Here is a 15,458-nt window from a genome sequence, read left to right on the forward strand (position 1 = left end):
ACCAGTGATTTACGCCGGAGCATTGACAACCTATTCAGGTAACGAGAACTCTGCATGACGATATACAGCCGGGCAAGGGACTCACTCATGATCCAGTTCGACACGGTCCACAAACGCTTCCCGAACGGCACCACGGCGGTCGACGATCTCTCCCTCGACCTGCCGGAAGGCGGCGTCACCGTACTGGTCGGATCCTCCGGCTGCGGCAAGACGACGACGCTCCGCATGATCAACCGAATGGTGGACCCGACGTCGGGGACCATCCGCGTCGGCGGCCGCGACGTGCTCGACCAGGACGCCGCCGAACTGCGCCGCTCCATCGGCTACGTCATCCAGCAGTCGGGCCTGTTCCCGCACCGCACCGTCCTCGACAACGTGGCGACCGTGCCGCTGCTGCTGGGCTGGGGCCGCCGCAAGGCCCGCGCCCGCGCCGCCGAACTCCTCGACACCGTCGGCCTCGCCCCCGACGCCGGCAAGCGCTACCCGCACCAGCTCTCCGGCGGCCAGCAGCAGCGCGTGGGCGTGGCGCGGGCGCTCGCCGCCGACCCGCCGGTGCTGCTCATGGACGAGCCGTTCGGCGCCGTCGACCCGGTCGTGCGCACCCAGCTCCAGGACGAACTCCTGCGCCTCCAGGAGGAGTTGGGCAAGACGATCGTCTTCGTCACGCACGACATCGACGAGGCCGTGCGGCTCGGCGACCGCATCGCCGTGTTCCGCACCGGCGGCCGCCTCGTGCAGTGCGCGCCGCCCGCCGAACTCCTCGCCCGCCCCGCCGACGACTTCGTGGCCGACTTCCTCGGCGCCGAACGCGGTCTGAAGCTGCTCTCGCTGTCCACGCTCGCCGCCGTGCCGCAGGCCCCGGCCCCCGAAGGCGGCCGCTGGACCCTCGCCCTCGACTCCGCCGGGAGGCCCCTGGCCTGGCACGACACCGAGTCGGACACCCGCACCCCGGTCCGCCCGCTGCGCGACGGCGACTCCCTGCTCTCCGCCCTGAACGAGTCCATAGCCGCCCCGCGCGGACTGGTGGCACGTGTCGACACGCACGGCGTCCTCACCGGCGTCACCTCCCGCGACGACATCCACACCCACGCGGGCGCCGCCCACGCCCAGGCCTCGCTCACGCCGAGCGCGCCCACCGGCACCGGAGCCGCCCCCGCCAAGGACGCCGCCGCGTGACCGTCGACTGGTCGTGGCTGGCCGACCACACAGACGACCTCACCACGCTCACCGTCAACCACCTCCAGGCCGCGCTCTCCGCCGTCTTCTTCGGCCTGCTGATCTCGCTGCCCCTGGCGGTCCTCGCACACCGCGTCCGCCCCCTGCGCGGACTCCTCCTCGGCCTGTCCAACATCCTCTTCACGATCCCGTCCATCGCCGTCTTCGTCCTCCTCCTCCCGGTCTCGGGCCTGACCCGCACCACCACCGTCACCGGCTTGACGATCTACACGCTGGTCGTCCTGCTGCGGAACACCGTCGAAGGCCTCGACTCCGTCCCGCAGAAGACGAAGGAGGCCGCCAAGGCCATGGGCACCAAGCCCCTGCGCACCCTCCTGACCGTCGAACTCCCGCTCGCCCTGCCGGTGATCATGGCGGGGGTGCGGATCGCGACCGTCATGTCGATCTCGCTGGTGTCGGTGGCCACGTACATCGGCGACGGCGGCCTCGGCCAGCTCTTCACGGACGGCTTCCAGCGCGACTTCCCGACCCCCGTGATCGCGGGCGTGGTCCTCACCCTGCTGCTCGCGCTGGTCGCGGACGCGCTGCTCGTCGCCGTCCAGTACGTCCTCACGCCCTGGAACCGACGCAGGCGGGAGGCCTGATCCGCCGTGTACGAACTCTTCAAGGACCTCGGCGCCTGGCTCGTCGACGGCGACCAGTGGGCGGGCCCCGACGGCATCGGGCACCGCCTGACCGAACACCTCCAGTACTCGCTCCTCGCCACCCTCGTGGCCGCCGTGATCGCGCTGCCGGTCGGCCTGCTCATCGGCCACACCGGACGCGGCGCGTTCGTCGCCATCAACCTGGCGTCGTTCGGCCGCGCCCTGCCCACCGTCGGCCTGGTCGTCCTCGTCTTCCTGGCCAGCGGGCTCTCCATGTGGCCGGTGTACGTGGCCCTGGTCGCCCTCGCCGTGCCGTCCATCGTCACCAACACCTACGCCGGGATGTCCGCCGTCGACCCGGAGGTGCGGGACGCGGCGCGCGGCCAGGGCATGCGCGGCCACCAGGTGCTGCTCCAGGTCGAGTTGCCGCTCGCCCTGCCGCTGATCATGACGGGCCTGCGGCTCGCGCTGATCCAGGTGGTGGCGACGGCGACGATCGCCGCGTACGTCTCCTTCGGCGGTCTCGGCCGCTACGTCTTCGACGGCCTGGCCCAGCGCGACCTCGTGCAGGTGCTCGGCGGCGCCGTCCTCGTGGCCCTCGTCGCCGTCGTCCTGGACCTGGCCCTCTCCGGCCTCCAACGGGCCCTCTTCCGCCACCGCCCCGCCAAGCACGCCTAGGAGTACGGCAGATGTCCCCCATCAACCGCAGGACCCTCCTCGGCGGCCTGTTCGCCGCCGCCTCCGTCCCGGCCCTCTCCGCGTGCAGCGGCGGCATCACCTCGCTGAACGGCGACGGCGGTGGCGGCTCGGGCGGCGGCTCCAGCAAGGGCGGTGTCACCATCGGCACCGCCAACTTCACCGAGAACCAGGTGCTCGGCTACCTGTACGCGGCAGCCCTCGGGGCGGCGGGCGTGAAGACGACCGTCCGCCCGAACCTCGGCACCCGCGAGATCCTCATCCCCGCCCTGCGCGGCGGCGACGTCGACCTGCTGCCCGAGTACCAGGGCGCGCTCCTGCACTACCTCGACAAGAAGGCCACGGCCACCGAGGAGGGCGAGATGCAGAACGCCCTCGCCATCGCCCTGCCTCGCGGCCTGCAGATCCTGCCCTACGGCGAGGCCGAGGACTCCGACGCCTTCGCCGTGACCCGGGAGACCGCCGACAAGTACGACCTGACGTCCCTCGCCGACCTCGCCCGCCACAACGGCAAGCTCGTCATCGGCGCCGCGCCCGAGGTCAAGAAGCGCACGGTCGGCGCGGTGGGTCTGAAGGACGTGTACGGCGTGGAGTTCAAGGAGTTCAAGTCCCTGGACTCCTCCGGGCCGCTGGTCAAGGGCGCCCTGAAGAAGGGCGACGTGGACGTGGCGAACCTCTTCACCACCGACACCGACATCGCCGCCCACGACTGGGTGGTCCTCACCGACCCCAAGAACCTCATCCCCGGCCAGCACGTGGTGCCCCTCATCGCCGACCGCAAGGCCGACTCGACGGTCCGCAAGGCCCTCGCCCGCCTCGGCGCGGTCCTGACGACCGCGCACCTCACCGAGCTGAACCGCCTCGTCGACAAGGAGCGGGAGGACCCCGAGGACGTGGCGAACGACTGGGCGTCGAAGCACGGCATCACAGAGAAGAAGTAAGGGGTTACGGCATGGCAGAGTCCCTGGTGGAGCGGCGCTCCATCGACGTGGTCCCCGACGCGGAGCGGCACGGCACGGCGTTCAGCCAGTTCACGCTCTGGCTCGGCGCGAACCTCCAGATCACGGCCGTGGTCACGGGCGCGCTCGCCGTCGTGTTCGGCGGGGACGTGGTGTGGTCGGTCGTCGGCCTTCTGCTCGGCAACGTCCTGGGCGGCGCGGTGATGGCGCTGCACTCGGCGCAGGGCCCGAAGCTGGGGCTGCCGCAGATGATCCAGTCCCGGGCGCAGTTCGGGGTGCGCGGCGCCGTCGTGCCGCTGCTGCTCGTCATCCTCATGTACGTGGGCTTCTTCGCCAGCGGCAGCGTGCTCGCGGGGCAGGCCACGGCGGAGCTGACGCACACGAACGACACCACCGGCATCGTGCTGTTCGCGGCGGTCACGGCGGTGATGGCGGCGGTCGGCTACCGCGTGATCCACGCGCTCGGCCGGGTGGCCAGCGTGATCTGCGCGCTCGCGTTCATCTACCTCGGCATCCGCCTCCTGGACCGCGTCGACCTCTCCGCGCTGCTCTCCGACGCCCACTTCGACCTGCCGATGTTCCTGCTCGCGGTCTCCCTGTCCGCGTCCTGGCAGCTGGCGTTCGGGCCGTACGTCGCGGACTACTCGCGCTATCTGCCGAGGACGACGTCGGGGCGGGCCACGTTCTGGTGGACGCTGTCCGGCTCGGCGCTCGGCGCGCAGTGGTCGATGACGTTCGGGGTCCTGGTGGCGGCGAGCGCGGGCGGGGCGTTCATGGGCAACCAGGTCGAGTACGTCGTGGGGCTCGGCGGCACCGGTCTGGTCGCCTCGTTCCTGTACTTCGTGATCGCGCTCGGCAAGCTGACCATCAACGTCCTGAACACCTACGGCGGGTTCATGTCGATGGTGACGAGCGTCAGCGGCTTCCGCGGCCAGAAGGAGCTTTCCCCGCGCGGCCGTTCGGCGTACATCGCGCTGATCATGGTCGCGGGCACGGCGGTCGCACTGCTCGGCAAGGACAGCTTCCTGACGTCCTTCAAGGACTTCCTGCTGTTCCTGCTGACCTTCTTCACCCCGTGGTCGGCGATCAACCTGGTCGACTACTACCTGATCTCCAAGGAGCGCTACGACATCCCGGCCCTGTCGGACCCCCACGGCCGCTACGGCGCCTGGCGCTGGGACGCCCTCACCGTCTACGGCGTCGGCCTCCTCGCCCAACTCCCCTTCCTCGTCACGCACTTCTACACCGGCCCGCTGGTGGACCCGCTCGGCGGCGCGGACATCTCCTGGATGGTGGGGCTCGCGGTCCCGGCGCTCCTGTACTGGGCCGTGGCGCGCCGGAACACCGCACACATCCCGGAGCGGACACTGTACGGGACTCCGGCGCCGGTTCAAGAGCCGGTATCGCGCACGCCATGAACTGACGCGAAATCAACCAAGCCTGGACCAAGGCGACTTGACGCTCCAGGGGCGCTGATTACCCTGAACCGCCCCACGCCCCTGCTCCCGCCCTGGGAGTCCCCCCTGCTCCTTCAGAGCTCGGGGGACGCCCCGCCCCGGACCTCGAAGGACGCGTCATGCCCGCCACCATCCCGCCGATACCTCCCACCACCCCGCCGATATCTCCCACCACCCCGCCGATACCTCCCACCACCCCGCCCATATCTCCCACCACCGCCCGCCGATCCCCGGCCAACCGCCGTGCCTTCCTGACCGCCACAGCCGCCACCGTGCTCACCTCCGCCACCGCCGTGGCCTCCGCCGCGCCCGCCCCCGCCCGCACGGCGGCGGACCGCGCCCGCCCCGCCACCGCCCAGAAGGCCCTCGCGACCCTCCTCGAAGGGAACCGGCGCTGGGCGAGGGTCCGCTCGCTCCACCCGCACGAGGACCGGGCGCGGCGCGTGCAGGTCGCCCACGAGCAGCACCCGTTCGCGACGGTCCTGTCCTGCGTCGACTCCCGGGTGCCGCCGGAGCTGGTCTTCGACCAGGGGCTCGGCGACCTCCTCTGCATCCGCACGGCCGGCGAGGTCCTGGACGAGGCGGTGCTCGGCTCCCTCCAGTTCGGGGTGGTGGAGCTGCACGTACCGCTGCTGCTCGTCCTCGGGCACGAGCGGTGCGGGGCGGTGGCGGCGACGATAGAGCAGCTGCGCACCGGCAAGCAGGTGCCGGGGCACCTCGCCCGGCTCGTCGAGGGCATCGGCCCGTCCGCGTGGGCCTGCCGGGACGAGCCCGGCGACTGGGTCGACCACACCGTGGCCGCGCACGCCCGGCGCATGCGGGACGCGCTGCGCGCGGACCCCGCGTTCCGGCCCGCCACGGTCGTCGCCGCCCGCTACGACCTCGACTCCGGCCTGGTGCGCGTACTGCCCTGACCAGGGGCCATAGGGCTTGGCCCAGTGCCGAAAGGGGGGCTACCCCCACTGTCAGGGCGGCGGAGCCTGCGTACCGTATGGGCTATGGAAGCCCCACGTGACGCCGAACTCAAGAAGGAACTCGACGCCGCCTTGCACGCGCGCAAGGACCTCGGCGAAGAGTACGAGTCCGCGCTCGTCGACTCGTTCCTCGAAAAGGTCGAGAAGCGCCTCGACAGCACGATCGACCGCCAGATGCGCAGGCATCTGGCCGAGCAGCAGATGATCGTGGCCCGGGGCGCGCGCAACCCCGCGAGCGGGGTCGACTCCTGGGGCGAGCGCTTCGGCTTCGGCGTGGTCTCCCTGATCCTCGCCATCCCGCTCTCCGCGATCGGCGTGGTCAACGCGGACCTGCCCGGCCTGTTCGTGACCTGGTTCGGCATCGTGGGCGTCAACGCGGTGCACGCGGCCCGGGGGACGGGCCTGCTGTCGGCGTTCCGCCGCTCGCGCAAGTCGGAGTGGTCGGACTGAGTCCGAGCAGGAGCCAAAAAGAGCCCGTCCGGCGATTGAGGACGAGCGCGAAGCGCGATCGGCGGCGCCCCCGCCCGGGGCTCGGGAGGGCTGAGGTCGGATAGAGGACGCGTGTGGCGCGGGGACCGCCGCACCCTCGGAGCCGGGCTCCGAGGACGGGACGACGGCGGTCCCCGCGAGGGACGCGGGCCGGGTCAGAACCGGGCCCCGCGTCCGGGCGCCGCTGGAGGTCCGGGAGCCGCTCCGGAAGTCCTGACGCCGACATCCACCAAGGTGCCGTACGCGTGTTAAGCGCGTGCTGCGCGGACGTGTCGCCTTCGTACCGCTTCCGCGAAGTTCCCCCGCCCGCCGCCCGGTTGCGGACACGGCAGCCGTGCGACCGCCGCGCCCGCCCCCGGGGAACCGCCTACGAGCCCTGCTGCTCCGCGAGGAACGCGAGCAGGTCCTGACGGCTCACCACACCGGTCGGCTTGCCCTCGACGAGGACGATGGCGGCGTCGGCGGTGCCGAGGACCGACATCAGGTCGGCGACGGGCTCGCCGGAGCCGACCTGCGGCAGCGGGTCGGACATGTGCTTCTCCAGCGGGTCGCCGAGCGAGGCCCGCTGGGCGAACAGCGCGTCGAGCAGCTCGCGCTCGACGACGGACCCGATGACCTCGGCGGCCATCACGTCCGGGTGGCCCGCGCCGGGCTTGACGATCGGCATCTGCGAGACGCCGTACTCGCGCAGGACCTCGATGGCCTCGCCGACGGTCTCCTCGGGGTGCATGTGGACGAGGGAGGGCAGCTCGCCGCCCTCCTTGCGGCGCAGCACGTCGCCGACGCGCGGCTGGTCGCCGGCCTCCTCCAGGAAGCCGTAGTCGTTCATCCACTCGTCGCTGAAGATCTTGCTCATGTAGCCGCGCCCGCTGTCGGGGAGCAGCACGACCACGACGTCGTCCGGACCGAGGCCCTCGGCGACGCGCAGCGCGGCGACGACCGCCATGCCGCAGGAGCCGCCGACGAGCAGGCCCTCCTCCTTGGCGAGGCGCCGCGTCATCTGGAAGGAGTCCTTGTCGGACACCGCGACGATGTCGTCGGTGACGTTCCGGTCGTAGGCCGTCGGCCAGAAGTCCTCACCGACGCCCTCGACGAGGTAGGGCCGCCCGGACCCGCCGGAGTACACCGAGCCCTCGGGGTCGGCGCCGACGACCTTGACCTTGCCGCCGGAGATCTCCTTCAGGTACCCGCCGGTGCCGGAGATCGTGCCGCCGGTGCCGATGCCGGTGACGAAGTGGGTGATCTTCCCCTCCGTCTGCTCCCACAGCTCGGGGCCGGTGGAGTGATAGTGCGAGAGGGGGTTGTTCGGGTTGGAGTACTGGTCCGGCTTCCAGGCGTCCGGGATCTCGCGTACGAGGCGGTCGGAGACGTTGTAGTACGAGTCCGGGTGCTCGGGGTCGACGGCGGTCGGGCAGACGACCACCTCGGCGCCGTACGCGCGCAGCACGTTGATCTTGTCGGTCGACACCTTGTCCGGGCACACGAAGACGCACTTGTAGCCCTTCTGCTGGGCCACGATGGCAAGGCCGACGCCCGTGTTGCCGCTGGTCGGCTCGACGATCGTGCCGCCGGGGCGCAGCTCGCCGCTGGCCTCCGCCGCCTCGATCATGCGCAGCGCGATGCGGTCCTTCACGGAGCCGCCGGGGTTGAAGTACTCGACCTTGGCGAGGACCGTTGCCTTGAGGCCCGCGGTCACGTTGTTGAGCCGCACCAACGGGGTGTTGCCGACGAGGCTGATCATCGAGTCGTGGAAATGCACCGTGGTCTCCGTTTTTCCGGGGTGTCCGGGCTGCCCGGGGTGTCCGGGCTGCGATGTCGTGGATGCCCACCGTGACGGACGAGCCGCGTGGGCCGCAGGTGTCGTACGGCCCCCACCGGCCCGCGCCCGGGGACGCCGCACGAGGTTTTCGGTGCCGCCAGCCTACGGCTCCGACTCGCCCGTTCACCTCCGCTCGCGATTGGCCGACCTGTCCGACGGGGCAATGACTGGATGTACGGGACGAAATGGGCTCCACACGACTGGACTGAGGTGACGGCGGAGCATGTCGAGGGCGAGGGTGGCGCGGCGCATCGCCGCGGGCGCGGCGTACGGCGGCGGAGGCATCGGGCTGCTCGGCGCGGCCACGGTCGGGATCGTCCTCGCCGAGGTGCAGCTGGCCAAGCGATCGGTGGGCAACGGCGGGTACGGGGCGCCGCCGCGGGCGAACGGGCGGTACGGGGCGGCGTTCGCCGAGCGGTCCGCGTGCGGGGAGCCGCTGCGGTTCGCCATGCTCGGCGACTCCACGGCCGCGGGGCAGGGCGTGCGCCGGGCCCAGCAGACCCCGGCAGCGCTGCTCGCCTCCGGCCTCGCCGCGGTGGCGGAGCGGCCGGTGGACGTGCGGGTGGTGGCGCAGCCCGGGGCGCAGTCCGACGACCTGGAGCGACAGGTGTCGCTGGTCCTGTCCGACGAGACGGGCTGGGTGCCCGACGTGTGCGTGGTGATGATCGGGGCGAACGACGTGACCCACCGGATGCCCGCGACCCGGTCGGTGCGGTTCCTGTCCGCGGCGGTGCGCAGGCTGCGGACCGCCGGGGCGGAGGTGGTCGTGGGGACCTGTCCCGACCTCGGCACCATCGAGCCCGTCTATCAGCCGCTGCGGTGGCTGGCCCGGCGGGTCTCGCGGCAGCTCGCCGCCGCGCAGACGATCGGGGTGGTGGAGCAGGGGGGACGGACGGTGTCCGTCAGTGACCTGCTCGGGCCCGAGTTCGCGGCGAATCCGCGGGAGCTGTTCGGGCCCGACAACTACCACCCCTCGGCGGAGGGGTACGCCACCGCGGCGATGGCCGTCCTGCCCACGCTGTGCGCCGCGCTCGGTCTTTGGCCGGAGGAGGAGCGGCCCGACGTGTCGCGCCGCGAGGGGTTCCTGCCCGTCGCCCGCGCCGCCGCGAAGGCCGCGTCCGAGGGCGGCACGGAGGTCACCGGTGCCATGCCCACGGGCCCCCGGGGCCCCTGGGCCCTCCTCAAGCGCAGGCGCCGCCGCCGCATCCAGGAACCGGACCCGACCCCCATCCCGTAGGCCTCGGCGGACGCCCCTCCCCGGCCCCCTCAGCCCCACAAGGCTCACCCCCGAATCGGCGCTCCGCGCCTCGTCCTCAAACGCCGGACAGGCTCTCTCCCACCCACCCGCCCCCGCCAGTACTTCGGCCGAACAACAGCCCGCGGCACCTTCAGCCCCGAAACGGGCCCACCCCGCGGCACCTTTCCGGCCCGCCCCGGGGCAGTAGTTTTCAGCCCGTCCGGCGATTGAGGACGAGGCGCGGAGCGCCGATTTCGGGGGAGGACCGTCCCACCCGCCACGGGACACCCACCCCCGGGGCCCAGGGGCGAAGCCCCGGTTTCGGAGAAGGGGCGGGCCTGGGGCGCACCGCGAGGCCCTGAGCAGCCGCTTAGAAATGCGGCCCGCGTCACAGCCCCCGCCCCGTGACCGACAGCGATACGTGCAGGTAACTTCCCAGGGAGTCCTGCCCTGACCCAGGGCGCCCCCGCCAGTAGGAGCCCGTGATGCCCGAAGCCGTGATCGTCTCCGCTGCCCGCTCCCCCATCGGCCGCGCCTTCAAGGGCTCCCTGAAGGAGCTGCGCCCTGACGACCTGACCGCCACGATCGTCCAGGCCGCCCTGGCCAAGGTGCCCGCGCTCGACCCGAAGGACATCGACGACCTGATGCTGGGCTGCGGCCTGCCCGGCGGCGAGCAGGGCCACAACCTGGGCCGGATCGTGGCCGTACAGATGGGGATGGACCACCTCCCCGGCTGCACGATCACGCGCTACTGCTCGTCCTCGCTGCAGACCTCCCGGATGGCGCTGCACGCCATCAAGGCGGGCGAGGGCGACGTCTTCGTCTCGGCGGGCGTGGAGATGGTGTCCCGCTCGGTGAAGGGCACGAGCGACGGCCAGCCCGACACCCACAACCCGCTGTTCGCGGACGCGGAGGCCCGCACCGCGGCCCGCGCCCAGGAGACGGGCACGGACTGGCACGACCCGCGCGAGGACGGCCTCGTCCCGGACGCGTACATCGCGATGGGCCAGACCGCGGAGAACCTCGCCCGCCTGAAGGGCGTCACCCGCGAGGACATGGACGAGTTCGGCGTCCGGTCCCAGAACCTCGCCGAGGAAGCCCTGAAGAACGGCTTCTGGGAGCGGGAGATCACCCCGGTCACGACGCCCGACGGCACGGTCGTCAGCAAGGACGACGGCCCGCGCGCGGGCGTCACCCTGGAGGGCGTGGCCGGGCTCAAGCCGGTGTTCCGCCCCGACGGCCTGGTCACGGCGGGCAACTGCTGTCCCCTGAACGACGGCGCCGCCGCCCTGGTGATCATGAGCGACACCAAGGCCCGCGACCTCGGCCTGACCCCACTGGCCCGGATCGTGTCGACCGGCGTCTCCGGCCTCTCCCCCGAGATCATGGGCCTCGGCCCGGTCGAGGCCAGCAAGCAGGCCCTCAAGCGCGCCGGGCTCGGCGTCGGCGACATCGACCTGGTCGAGATCAACGAGGCCTTCGCGGCCCAGGTCATCCCGTCCTACCGCGACCTGGGCATCCCGCTGGAGAAGCTGAACGTCAACGGCGGCGCCATCGCCGTCGGCCACCCCTTCGGCATGACCGGCGCCCGCATCACCGGCACGCTGATCAACAGCCTCCAGTTCCACGACAAGCAGTTCGGCCTGGAGACGATGTGCGTCGGCGGCGGTCAGGGCATGGCGATGGTCATCGAGCGCCTGAGCTGATCGTCGGGACCGTACCGCCGGGGCGACGCCCCGAAGCGGCGGGTCCGGCACCCTGCGTGGCCGCCCGTCTCACGAGCCGGGACGCGGCGGCCACTTCGGCCCCTCCACTCATTCGTGACCCAATCTCCCCCAGGATGTGACCAATCTCCTGAGGGAGGCGCAATTGCCCAGGTCAGCGTGGATGCGCGAATAAACACCGGGCCGAAAGTCCTGTCCAATTCGTGACGTAATGCACTGACAGCGGGATGGTGCAGGCTTCAAGCTGATGTAGGAAGTCGGGGGTCGACTTGAAACCGGGAGTACGTCAGTGAGCGCCATGCATCTTGCCTTGCTGCTCTCCGCGGCCGCTGCCACGGCCGTGGGCACCGCCACCCTGCACACCGTGCGGGGCCTGCGGCAGCAGATCACCGAGCTGCGCACCGAGCTGGCCGAGAGCCGCGGCGCGGCCGCCGGCCGCGTCTCCGTACCCGCGGCCCGCACCGCGGTGGACACCGAGGAGATACGCGCCGCGGTCGCCGAGGCCCTCGCCGAGGAGCGCGAGCGCGAGCTGGCCGAGGCGCGCGCCTTCTGGGCCGCCCAGGAGGCCCGGGACATCGCGGACACGCCCTCGCTCCTCAGCGGCCTTCCCGAGGGCATCGCGGACGAGCTGTTCCTGCCGCGCCAGGCCGATCTCGCGGGCCTGGAGTCGGAGAGCCTGGAGCCGGTCGTCGAGCCCTTCGCCGACCCGGCAGGGGCCGCGGACGAGTTCGCCGCGGACTCCCCTGAGCTGGCCGCGGCCCGCCGCCGCCACCCCTCCCACCCCGACTTCGTGCCGGTCCAGTCCAGCGCCCACGGCGACCACGAGCGCACCGTGGCCTGCCTGGAGGAGCTCGCGGACGCCCGCACGGCGCTCGCCGACGTCCGCCCGGGCCCCCTCGGCACCCTGGACGTCTATGTCTTCACGGACGGCACGACGCTCTGCATGACCCCGGGCCACCGCGAGACCGCGGAACTGCTCGCCGCCGCCCTGCGCGACGGCCAGGCCCCGGTCCTGCTCGGCGGCTCCGGCGTGTCGGGCGCGTACGCCCTGACGTTCGCGTGCGGCGCGGAGAACGTCTACATCCTCGCCGACCGCGTCATCGCGAGCGTCTGACGGCGCCAGACCCGACAGGCCCGCCAGACCCCACAGACCCGACAGCGGATCTCCGGAGCCCCGGGGCGCCGGATCCGGTCAGATTCCGGCCCGCCCGAGTGCCTGCTCCACCAGCTCCACGGCCTCCGCGAGTTCTCCCTCGTCGGCGAGCACCAGGGCCAGGTCCCGCCCCGCGACGGTGACTTGGTCGGCCGCCGCGAACATTCCGGCGTCCGGCATCCGGCGCGGCTCGCTTCCCGGTGTCTCCCGCACCTGCGTGCGCAGGGCCAACTCCCTCGCGAGCGCCAGCGCTTCGGCCGCCGCCCCGCGCTGCAGTCTGGACTGCGGCGCGGCCCGCAGCCGGTCCGCGAATCGGTCAACGGCCGTGATCAAAGGCGTCGTATCGAGCACTGTGCGACCCTACGCGTCGAGCAGGGACTGTTGCCAATACCCGAACGCTCAGGCACGGTGGCGTGAAGGACGGACCACATCGAACGCGTCCGGAGGCGCCGATGTCCCAAGTCTTCTCCGAGGAGACCCACCGAAATCTGCTCGCGCGAATCCCCCACTGCACAGGTCGTGAAGTCTCCGACTGGCTCCGCACCGTCGACGAGGGCCCCTCTCTCTTCCGTTTCGAGGAGAAGGTCAGCTGGCTCCGCGGCGAACACAACCTCGCGTACGGCCACGCCAAGGCGATCATCCACGAGTACGACCTACGCCGCGCCGCGCGCAAACTGCTCTGACCCCGACCCCCGTTCCCCCGCGAAGACAGGCAGGCAACGCAAAGCCAACGCAAGCCAGGCAGACAACGGCGAAGGGCCCGCGGAAGGCGTTCCGCGGGCCCTTCGGCCGTGTTCAGGACGTCAGCCGCCCGGGGGCGGGCGTCAGTCGTTGCCCTGCAGGATCGCGATGAGCCGCAGGAACTCCATGTAGATCCACACCAGCGTCATCGTGAGGCCGAAGGCGGCGAGCCAGGCCTCCTCGCGCGGGGCGCCGTACGCGATGCCGTCCTCGACCTGCTTGAAGTCCAGGGCCAGGAAGCAGGCACCGAGCAGGATGCCGATGATGCCGAACATGATGCCGAGGCCACCGCTGCGGAAGCCCAGACCGTCACCGCCGCCGATCACGGCGAACAGCAGGTTCACCGCCATCAGCAGGATGAAGCCGAGGGCGGCCGCCATCACGAAGCCGTAGAACCGGCGGTTCACACGGATCCAGCCGGCCTTGTAGGCCACGAGGACGCCGAGGAAGACCGCCATCGTGCCGAGCACGGCCTGCATGGCCGCGCCGCTCGCGATGCGGTTGTCGACGACGCTGGAGACGACGCCGAGGAAGACACCTTCCAGGGCGGCGTACGTCAGGATCAGCGGCGGCGACGCCTTGCGCTTGAAGGCCTGGACGAAGCCCAGGATCATCGCGACGAGACCGGCGCCGATCGCGATGCCGTAGGACTTGCTGATGTTGGCGTCGTCCACGGGCAGCAGCGCCCAGGCGAGCGCGGCCGTGACGACGAGGACGCCGAGCGTGGTGGCCGTGCGCATGACGACGTCGTCCATCGTCATGCGGCCGGTGGTCACCGGGGACTGGGGCGGGGCGCCCTGGAGGTCCTGCTGGGCGTACGGGTTGTTGGCGTACGGGTTGGCGGGGGCCTGCTGGCCCGCGCCCGCGTACGGGTTGCCCTGCGCGTACGGATTGGCCTGCGTCCCGACGGCTGCGGCTCCCCCGGCCTGCGGCTGCGCGTTGAAGCCCGCATAGCCGTTGTCGCGGCTGAACCCCCGTCGCGAGAAGACCGGGTTACTGCTCCTCATCTCACTCCTCCATGGCCACCGTGCGTGGCTTTGGTTCAAGAGTAATGGGCTGGCAAAGATCCAGCCCTAGTGCTCAGGGAGGATCTTTCCCCATCTGTTACGAGGAACGCTCACCGAGGCTCCGGTGTTCCGCCCCCTCCGGGCGCCCGCTCAGTCGAACGGCAGGCCCGTGTAGCTCTCGGCCAGGTCCGTCGCCGCCGCCCGCGAGGTCGCGATGCGGTCGAGCCGGGCCAGCTGGAGCCGGTCGTCGAAGGGGGTGGCGTCGGGGTCGCGGTGCAGCATGGCCGTCATCGCGTACGCGAACCGCTCGGCCTGCCAGACCCGGCGCAGACAGGTCGCGGAGTACGTGTCGAGGCCCGTGGGGTCGCCGTCGGTGTGGTGGGCGACCAGGGCGCGGGCGAGGGTGACGACGTCGCCCACGGCCAGGTTCAGGCCCTTGGCGCCGGTGGGCGGCACGATGTGGGCGGCGTCACCGGCGAGGAAGAGCCTGCCGTGCCGCATCGGCTCGTGGACGTGGGAGCGCATCGGGGTGACGGAGGTGGCCGTGATCGGGCCGCGCGCGAGCCGCCCGCCGTCGTCGGTGGCGAGCCGCAGGTCCAGCTCGTCCCAGATCGCCCGCTCGCTCCAGTCGGCCGCGCGGGTGCCCTCGGGGACCTGGAGGTAGAGGCGGGACACCGTGGGCGAGCGCATGCTGAGGAGGGCGAAGCCGCGGTCGTGCCGTGCGTACACCAGCTCGTCGTGGGAGGGCGGGGCGTCGGCGAGGACCCCGAGCCAGGCGTAGGGGTACCTGCGCTCGTACGTCCGCGAGAGCGCGGCGGGCACCGCGGCCCGGGACACGCCCCAGTACCCGTCGCACCCGGCGACGTACGCGCAGTGCAGGACGCCCTCACGGCCCTCGTGGCGGTAGCGCACCCGCGGCGCGTCGGTGTCGGCGTCCTCGACGGCGAGCGCCTCGGCCCCGAAGAGCAGCGGGCCGCCGCCGCGGAACCGCAGGGCGATCAGGTCCTTGCAGACCTCCGTCTGGGCGTAGACGGTCACCGCCCGGCCGCCGGTCAGGGAGGGGAAGTCGACGCGGTGCCTGCGGCCCTCGAAGCGCAGCTCGATGCCGGTGTGACGCAGGCCCTCGCGGTCCATGCGGGCGCCCGCCCCGGCCGCGCGCAGGGTGTCGGCCGTGGACTGCTCCAGGATCCCGGCGCGCTGGCGCCGCTCCACGTAGGCGCGGTCGTGGCTCTCCAGGACGACGGACTCGATGCCGGCGGCGTCCAGGAGACGGGCGAGCAGGAGGCCCGCGGGGCCCGCTCCGATGATCGCGACGGTGGTGCGCATCACGGGAGTGTCGGGCCGCCCGGGGCGGGTGTCAACGGTGGTGCGGCGTGCTCGTG

15 protein-coding genes are annotated in these 15,458 nt (G+C 71.9%); 11 read left to right on the forward strand and 4 right to left on the reverse strand.

The genetic code is table 11. The annotated features are described in order from the left end of the window. Positions 1–87 precede the first annotated feature (87 nt). The 7 genes from AB6L24_RS20605 to AB6L24_RS20635 all read left to right on the forward strand — a co-directional run bounded on the left by AB6L24_RS20605 (position 88) and on the right by AB6L24_RS20635 (position 6,356). Positions 88–1,176 (forward strand): ABC transporter ATP-binding protein, encoded by a 1,089-nt coding sequence (locus tag AB6L24_RS20605; protein WP_405657337.1) that lies wholly within the window; start codon positions 88–90, stop codon positions 1,174–1,176. After that, positions 1,173–1,820 (forward strand): ABC transporter permease, encoded by a 648-nt coding sequence (locus AB6L24_RS20610; protein WP_380845287.1) that lies wholly within the window; start codon positions 1,173–1,175, stop codon positions 1,818–1,820. The genes AB6L24_RS20605 and AB6L24_RS20610 overlap by 4 nt, the downstream gene beginning before the upstream one ends. Positions 1,821–1,826: 6 nt before the next feature. Next, entirely contained in the window at positions 1,827–2,498 is a 672-nt protein-coding gene (locus tag AB6L24_RS20615) for an ABC transporter permease (protein WP_405657339.1), read from the forward strand. 20 nt (positions 2,499–2,518) lie between these two features. Beyond that, positions 2,519–3,457 (forward strand): ABC transporter substrate-binding protein, encoded by a 939-nt coding sequence (locus tag AB6L24_RS20620; RefSeq protein WP_405663183.1) that lies wholly within the window; start codon positions 2,519–2,521, stop codon positions 3,455–3,457. A gap of 11 nt (positions 3,458–3,468) precedes the next feature. Continuing rightward, positions 3,469–4,893 (forward strand): purine-cytosine permease family protein, encoded by a 1,425-nt coding sequence (locus tag AB6L24_RS20625; protein ID WP_405657340.1) that lies wholly within the window; start codon positions 3,469–3,471, stop codon positions 4,891–4,893. 158 nt (positions 4,894–5,051) lie between these two features. Beyond that, positions 5,052–5,846 carry a carbonic anhydrase gene (locus AB6L24_RS20630; protein ID WP_405657341.1) on the forward strand — a complete coding sequence of 265 codons (795 nt, stop codon included), beginning with the start codon at positions 5,052–5,054 and terminating at the stop codon, positions 5,844–5,846. An 84-nt stretch (positions 5,847–5,930) separates the two neighbouring features. After that, positions 5,931–6,356: a hypothetical protein gene (locus AB6L24_RS20635; RefSeq protein ID WP_405657342.1), complete on the forward strand. Its 426-nt coding sequence runs from the start codon at positions 5,931–5,933 to the stop codon at positions 6,354–6,356. Positions 6,357–6,762: 406 nt separating this feature from the next. On the opposite strand, the gene AB6L24_RS20640 is transcribed toward AB6L24_RS20635, so the two are convergent. Next, entirely contained in the window at positions 6,763–8,154 is a 1,392-nt protein-coding gene (locus tag AB6L24_RS20640) for a cystathionine beta-synthase (protein WP_405657343.1), read from the reverse strand. 283 nt (positions 8,155–8,437) lie between these two features. Between AB6L24_RS20640 and AB6L24_RS20645 the strand changes: the two genes are divergently transcribed. From AB6L24_RS20645 to AB6L24_RS20655, 3 genes are all read left to right on the forward strand, one after another. Further along, positions 8,438–9,451, forward strand: a complete 1,014-nt coding sequence (locus tag AB6L24_RS20645) for an SGNH/GDSL hydrolase family protein (RefSeq protein ID WP_405657345.1) — start codon at positions 8,438–8,440, stop codon at positions 9,449–9,451. A gap of 485 nt (positions 9,452–9,936) precedes the next feature. Continuing rightward, positions 9,937–11,157, forward strand: coding sequence for an acetyl-CoA C-acetyltransferase (locus AB6L24_RS20650; protein WP_405657346.1), 1,221 nt, complete (start codon positions 9,937–9,939; stop codon positions 11,155–11,157). 316 nt (positions 11,158–11,473) lie between these two features. Continuing rightward, the gene (locus AB6L24_RS20655) at positions 11,474–12,289 is read left to right on the forward strand and encodes a hypothetical protein (protein WP_405657347.1); all 816 of its coding nucleotides are present in this window, start codon (positions 11,474–11,476) and stop codon (positions 12,287–12,289) included. 78 nt (positions 12,290–12,367) lie between these two features. Here the strand turns inward: AB6L24_RS20655 and AB6L24_RS20660 are convergent, their stop codons facing one another. Continuing rightward, entirely contained in the window at positions 12,368–12,661 is a 294-nt protein-coding gene (locus AB6L24_RS20660) for a hypothetical protein (protein ID WP_380845311.1), read from the reverse strand. A 119-nt stretch (positions 12,662–12,780) separates the two neighbouring features. On the opposite strand from AB6L24_RS20660, the gene AB6L24_RS20665 reads away from it, so the two are divergent. Then, the gene (locus tag AB6L24_RS20665) at positions 12,781–13,011 is read left to right on the forward strand and encodes a DUF4287 domain-containing protein (protein WP_030360679.1); all 231 of its coding nucleotides are present in this window, start codon (positions 12,781–12,783) and stop codon (positions 13,009–13,011) included. Between the two features lie 141 nt (positions 13,012–13,152). Here the strand turns inward: AB6L24_RS20665 and AB6L24_RS20670 are convergent, their stop codons facing one another. Together AB6L24_RS20670 and AB6L24_RS20675 are read right to left on the reverse strand one after the other, a co-directional pair. After that, positions 13,153–14,076, reverse strand: a complete 924-nt coding sequence (locus AB6L24_RS20670; protein ID WP_289949924.1) for a Bax inhibitor-1/YccA family protein — start codon at positions 14,074–14,076, stop codon at positions 13,153–13,155. A gap of 150 nt (positions 14,077–14,226) precedes the next feature. Beyond that, positions 14,227–15,402: a 4-hydroxybenzoate 3-monooxygenase gene (locus tag AB6L24_RS20675; RefSeq protein WP_405657349.1), complete on the reverse strand. Its 1,176-nt coding sequence runs from the start codon at positions 15,400–15,402 to the stop codon at positions 14,227–14,229. Between the last annotated feature and the right edge of the window lie 56 nt (positions 15,403–15,458).

The organism is Streptomyces sp. RK9 (genome assembly GCF_045070545.1).
GTDB lineage: Bacteria > Actinomycetota > Actinomycetes > Streptomycetales > Streptomycetaceae > Streptomyces > Streptomyces alboflavus.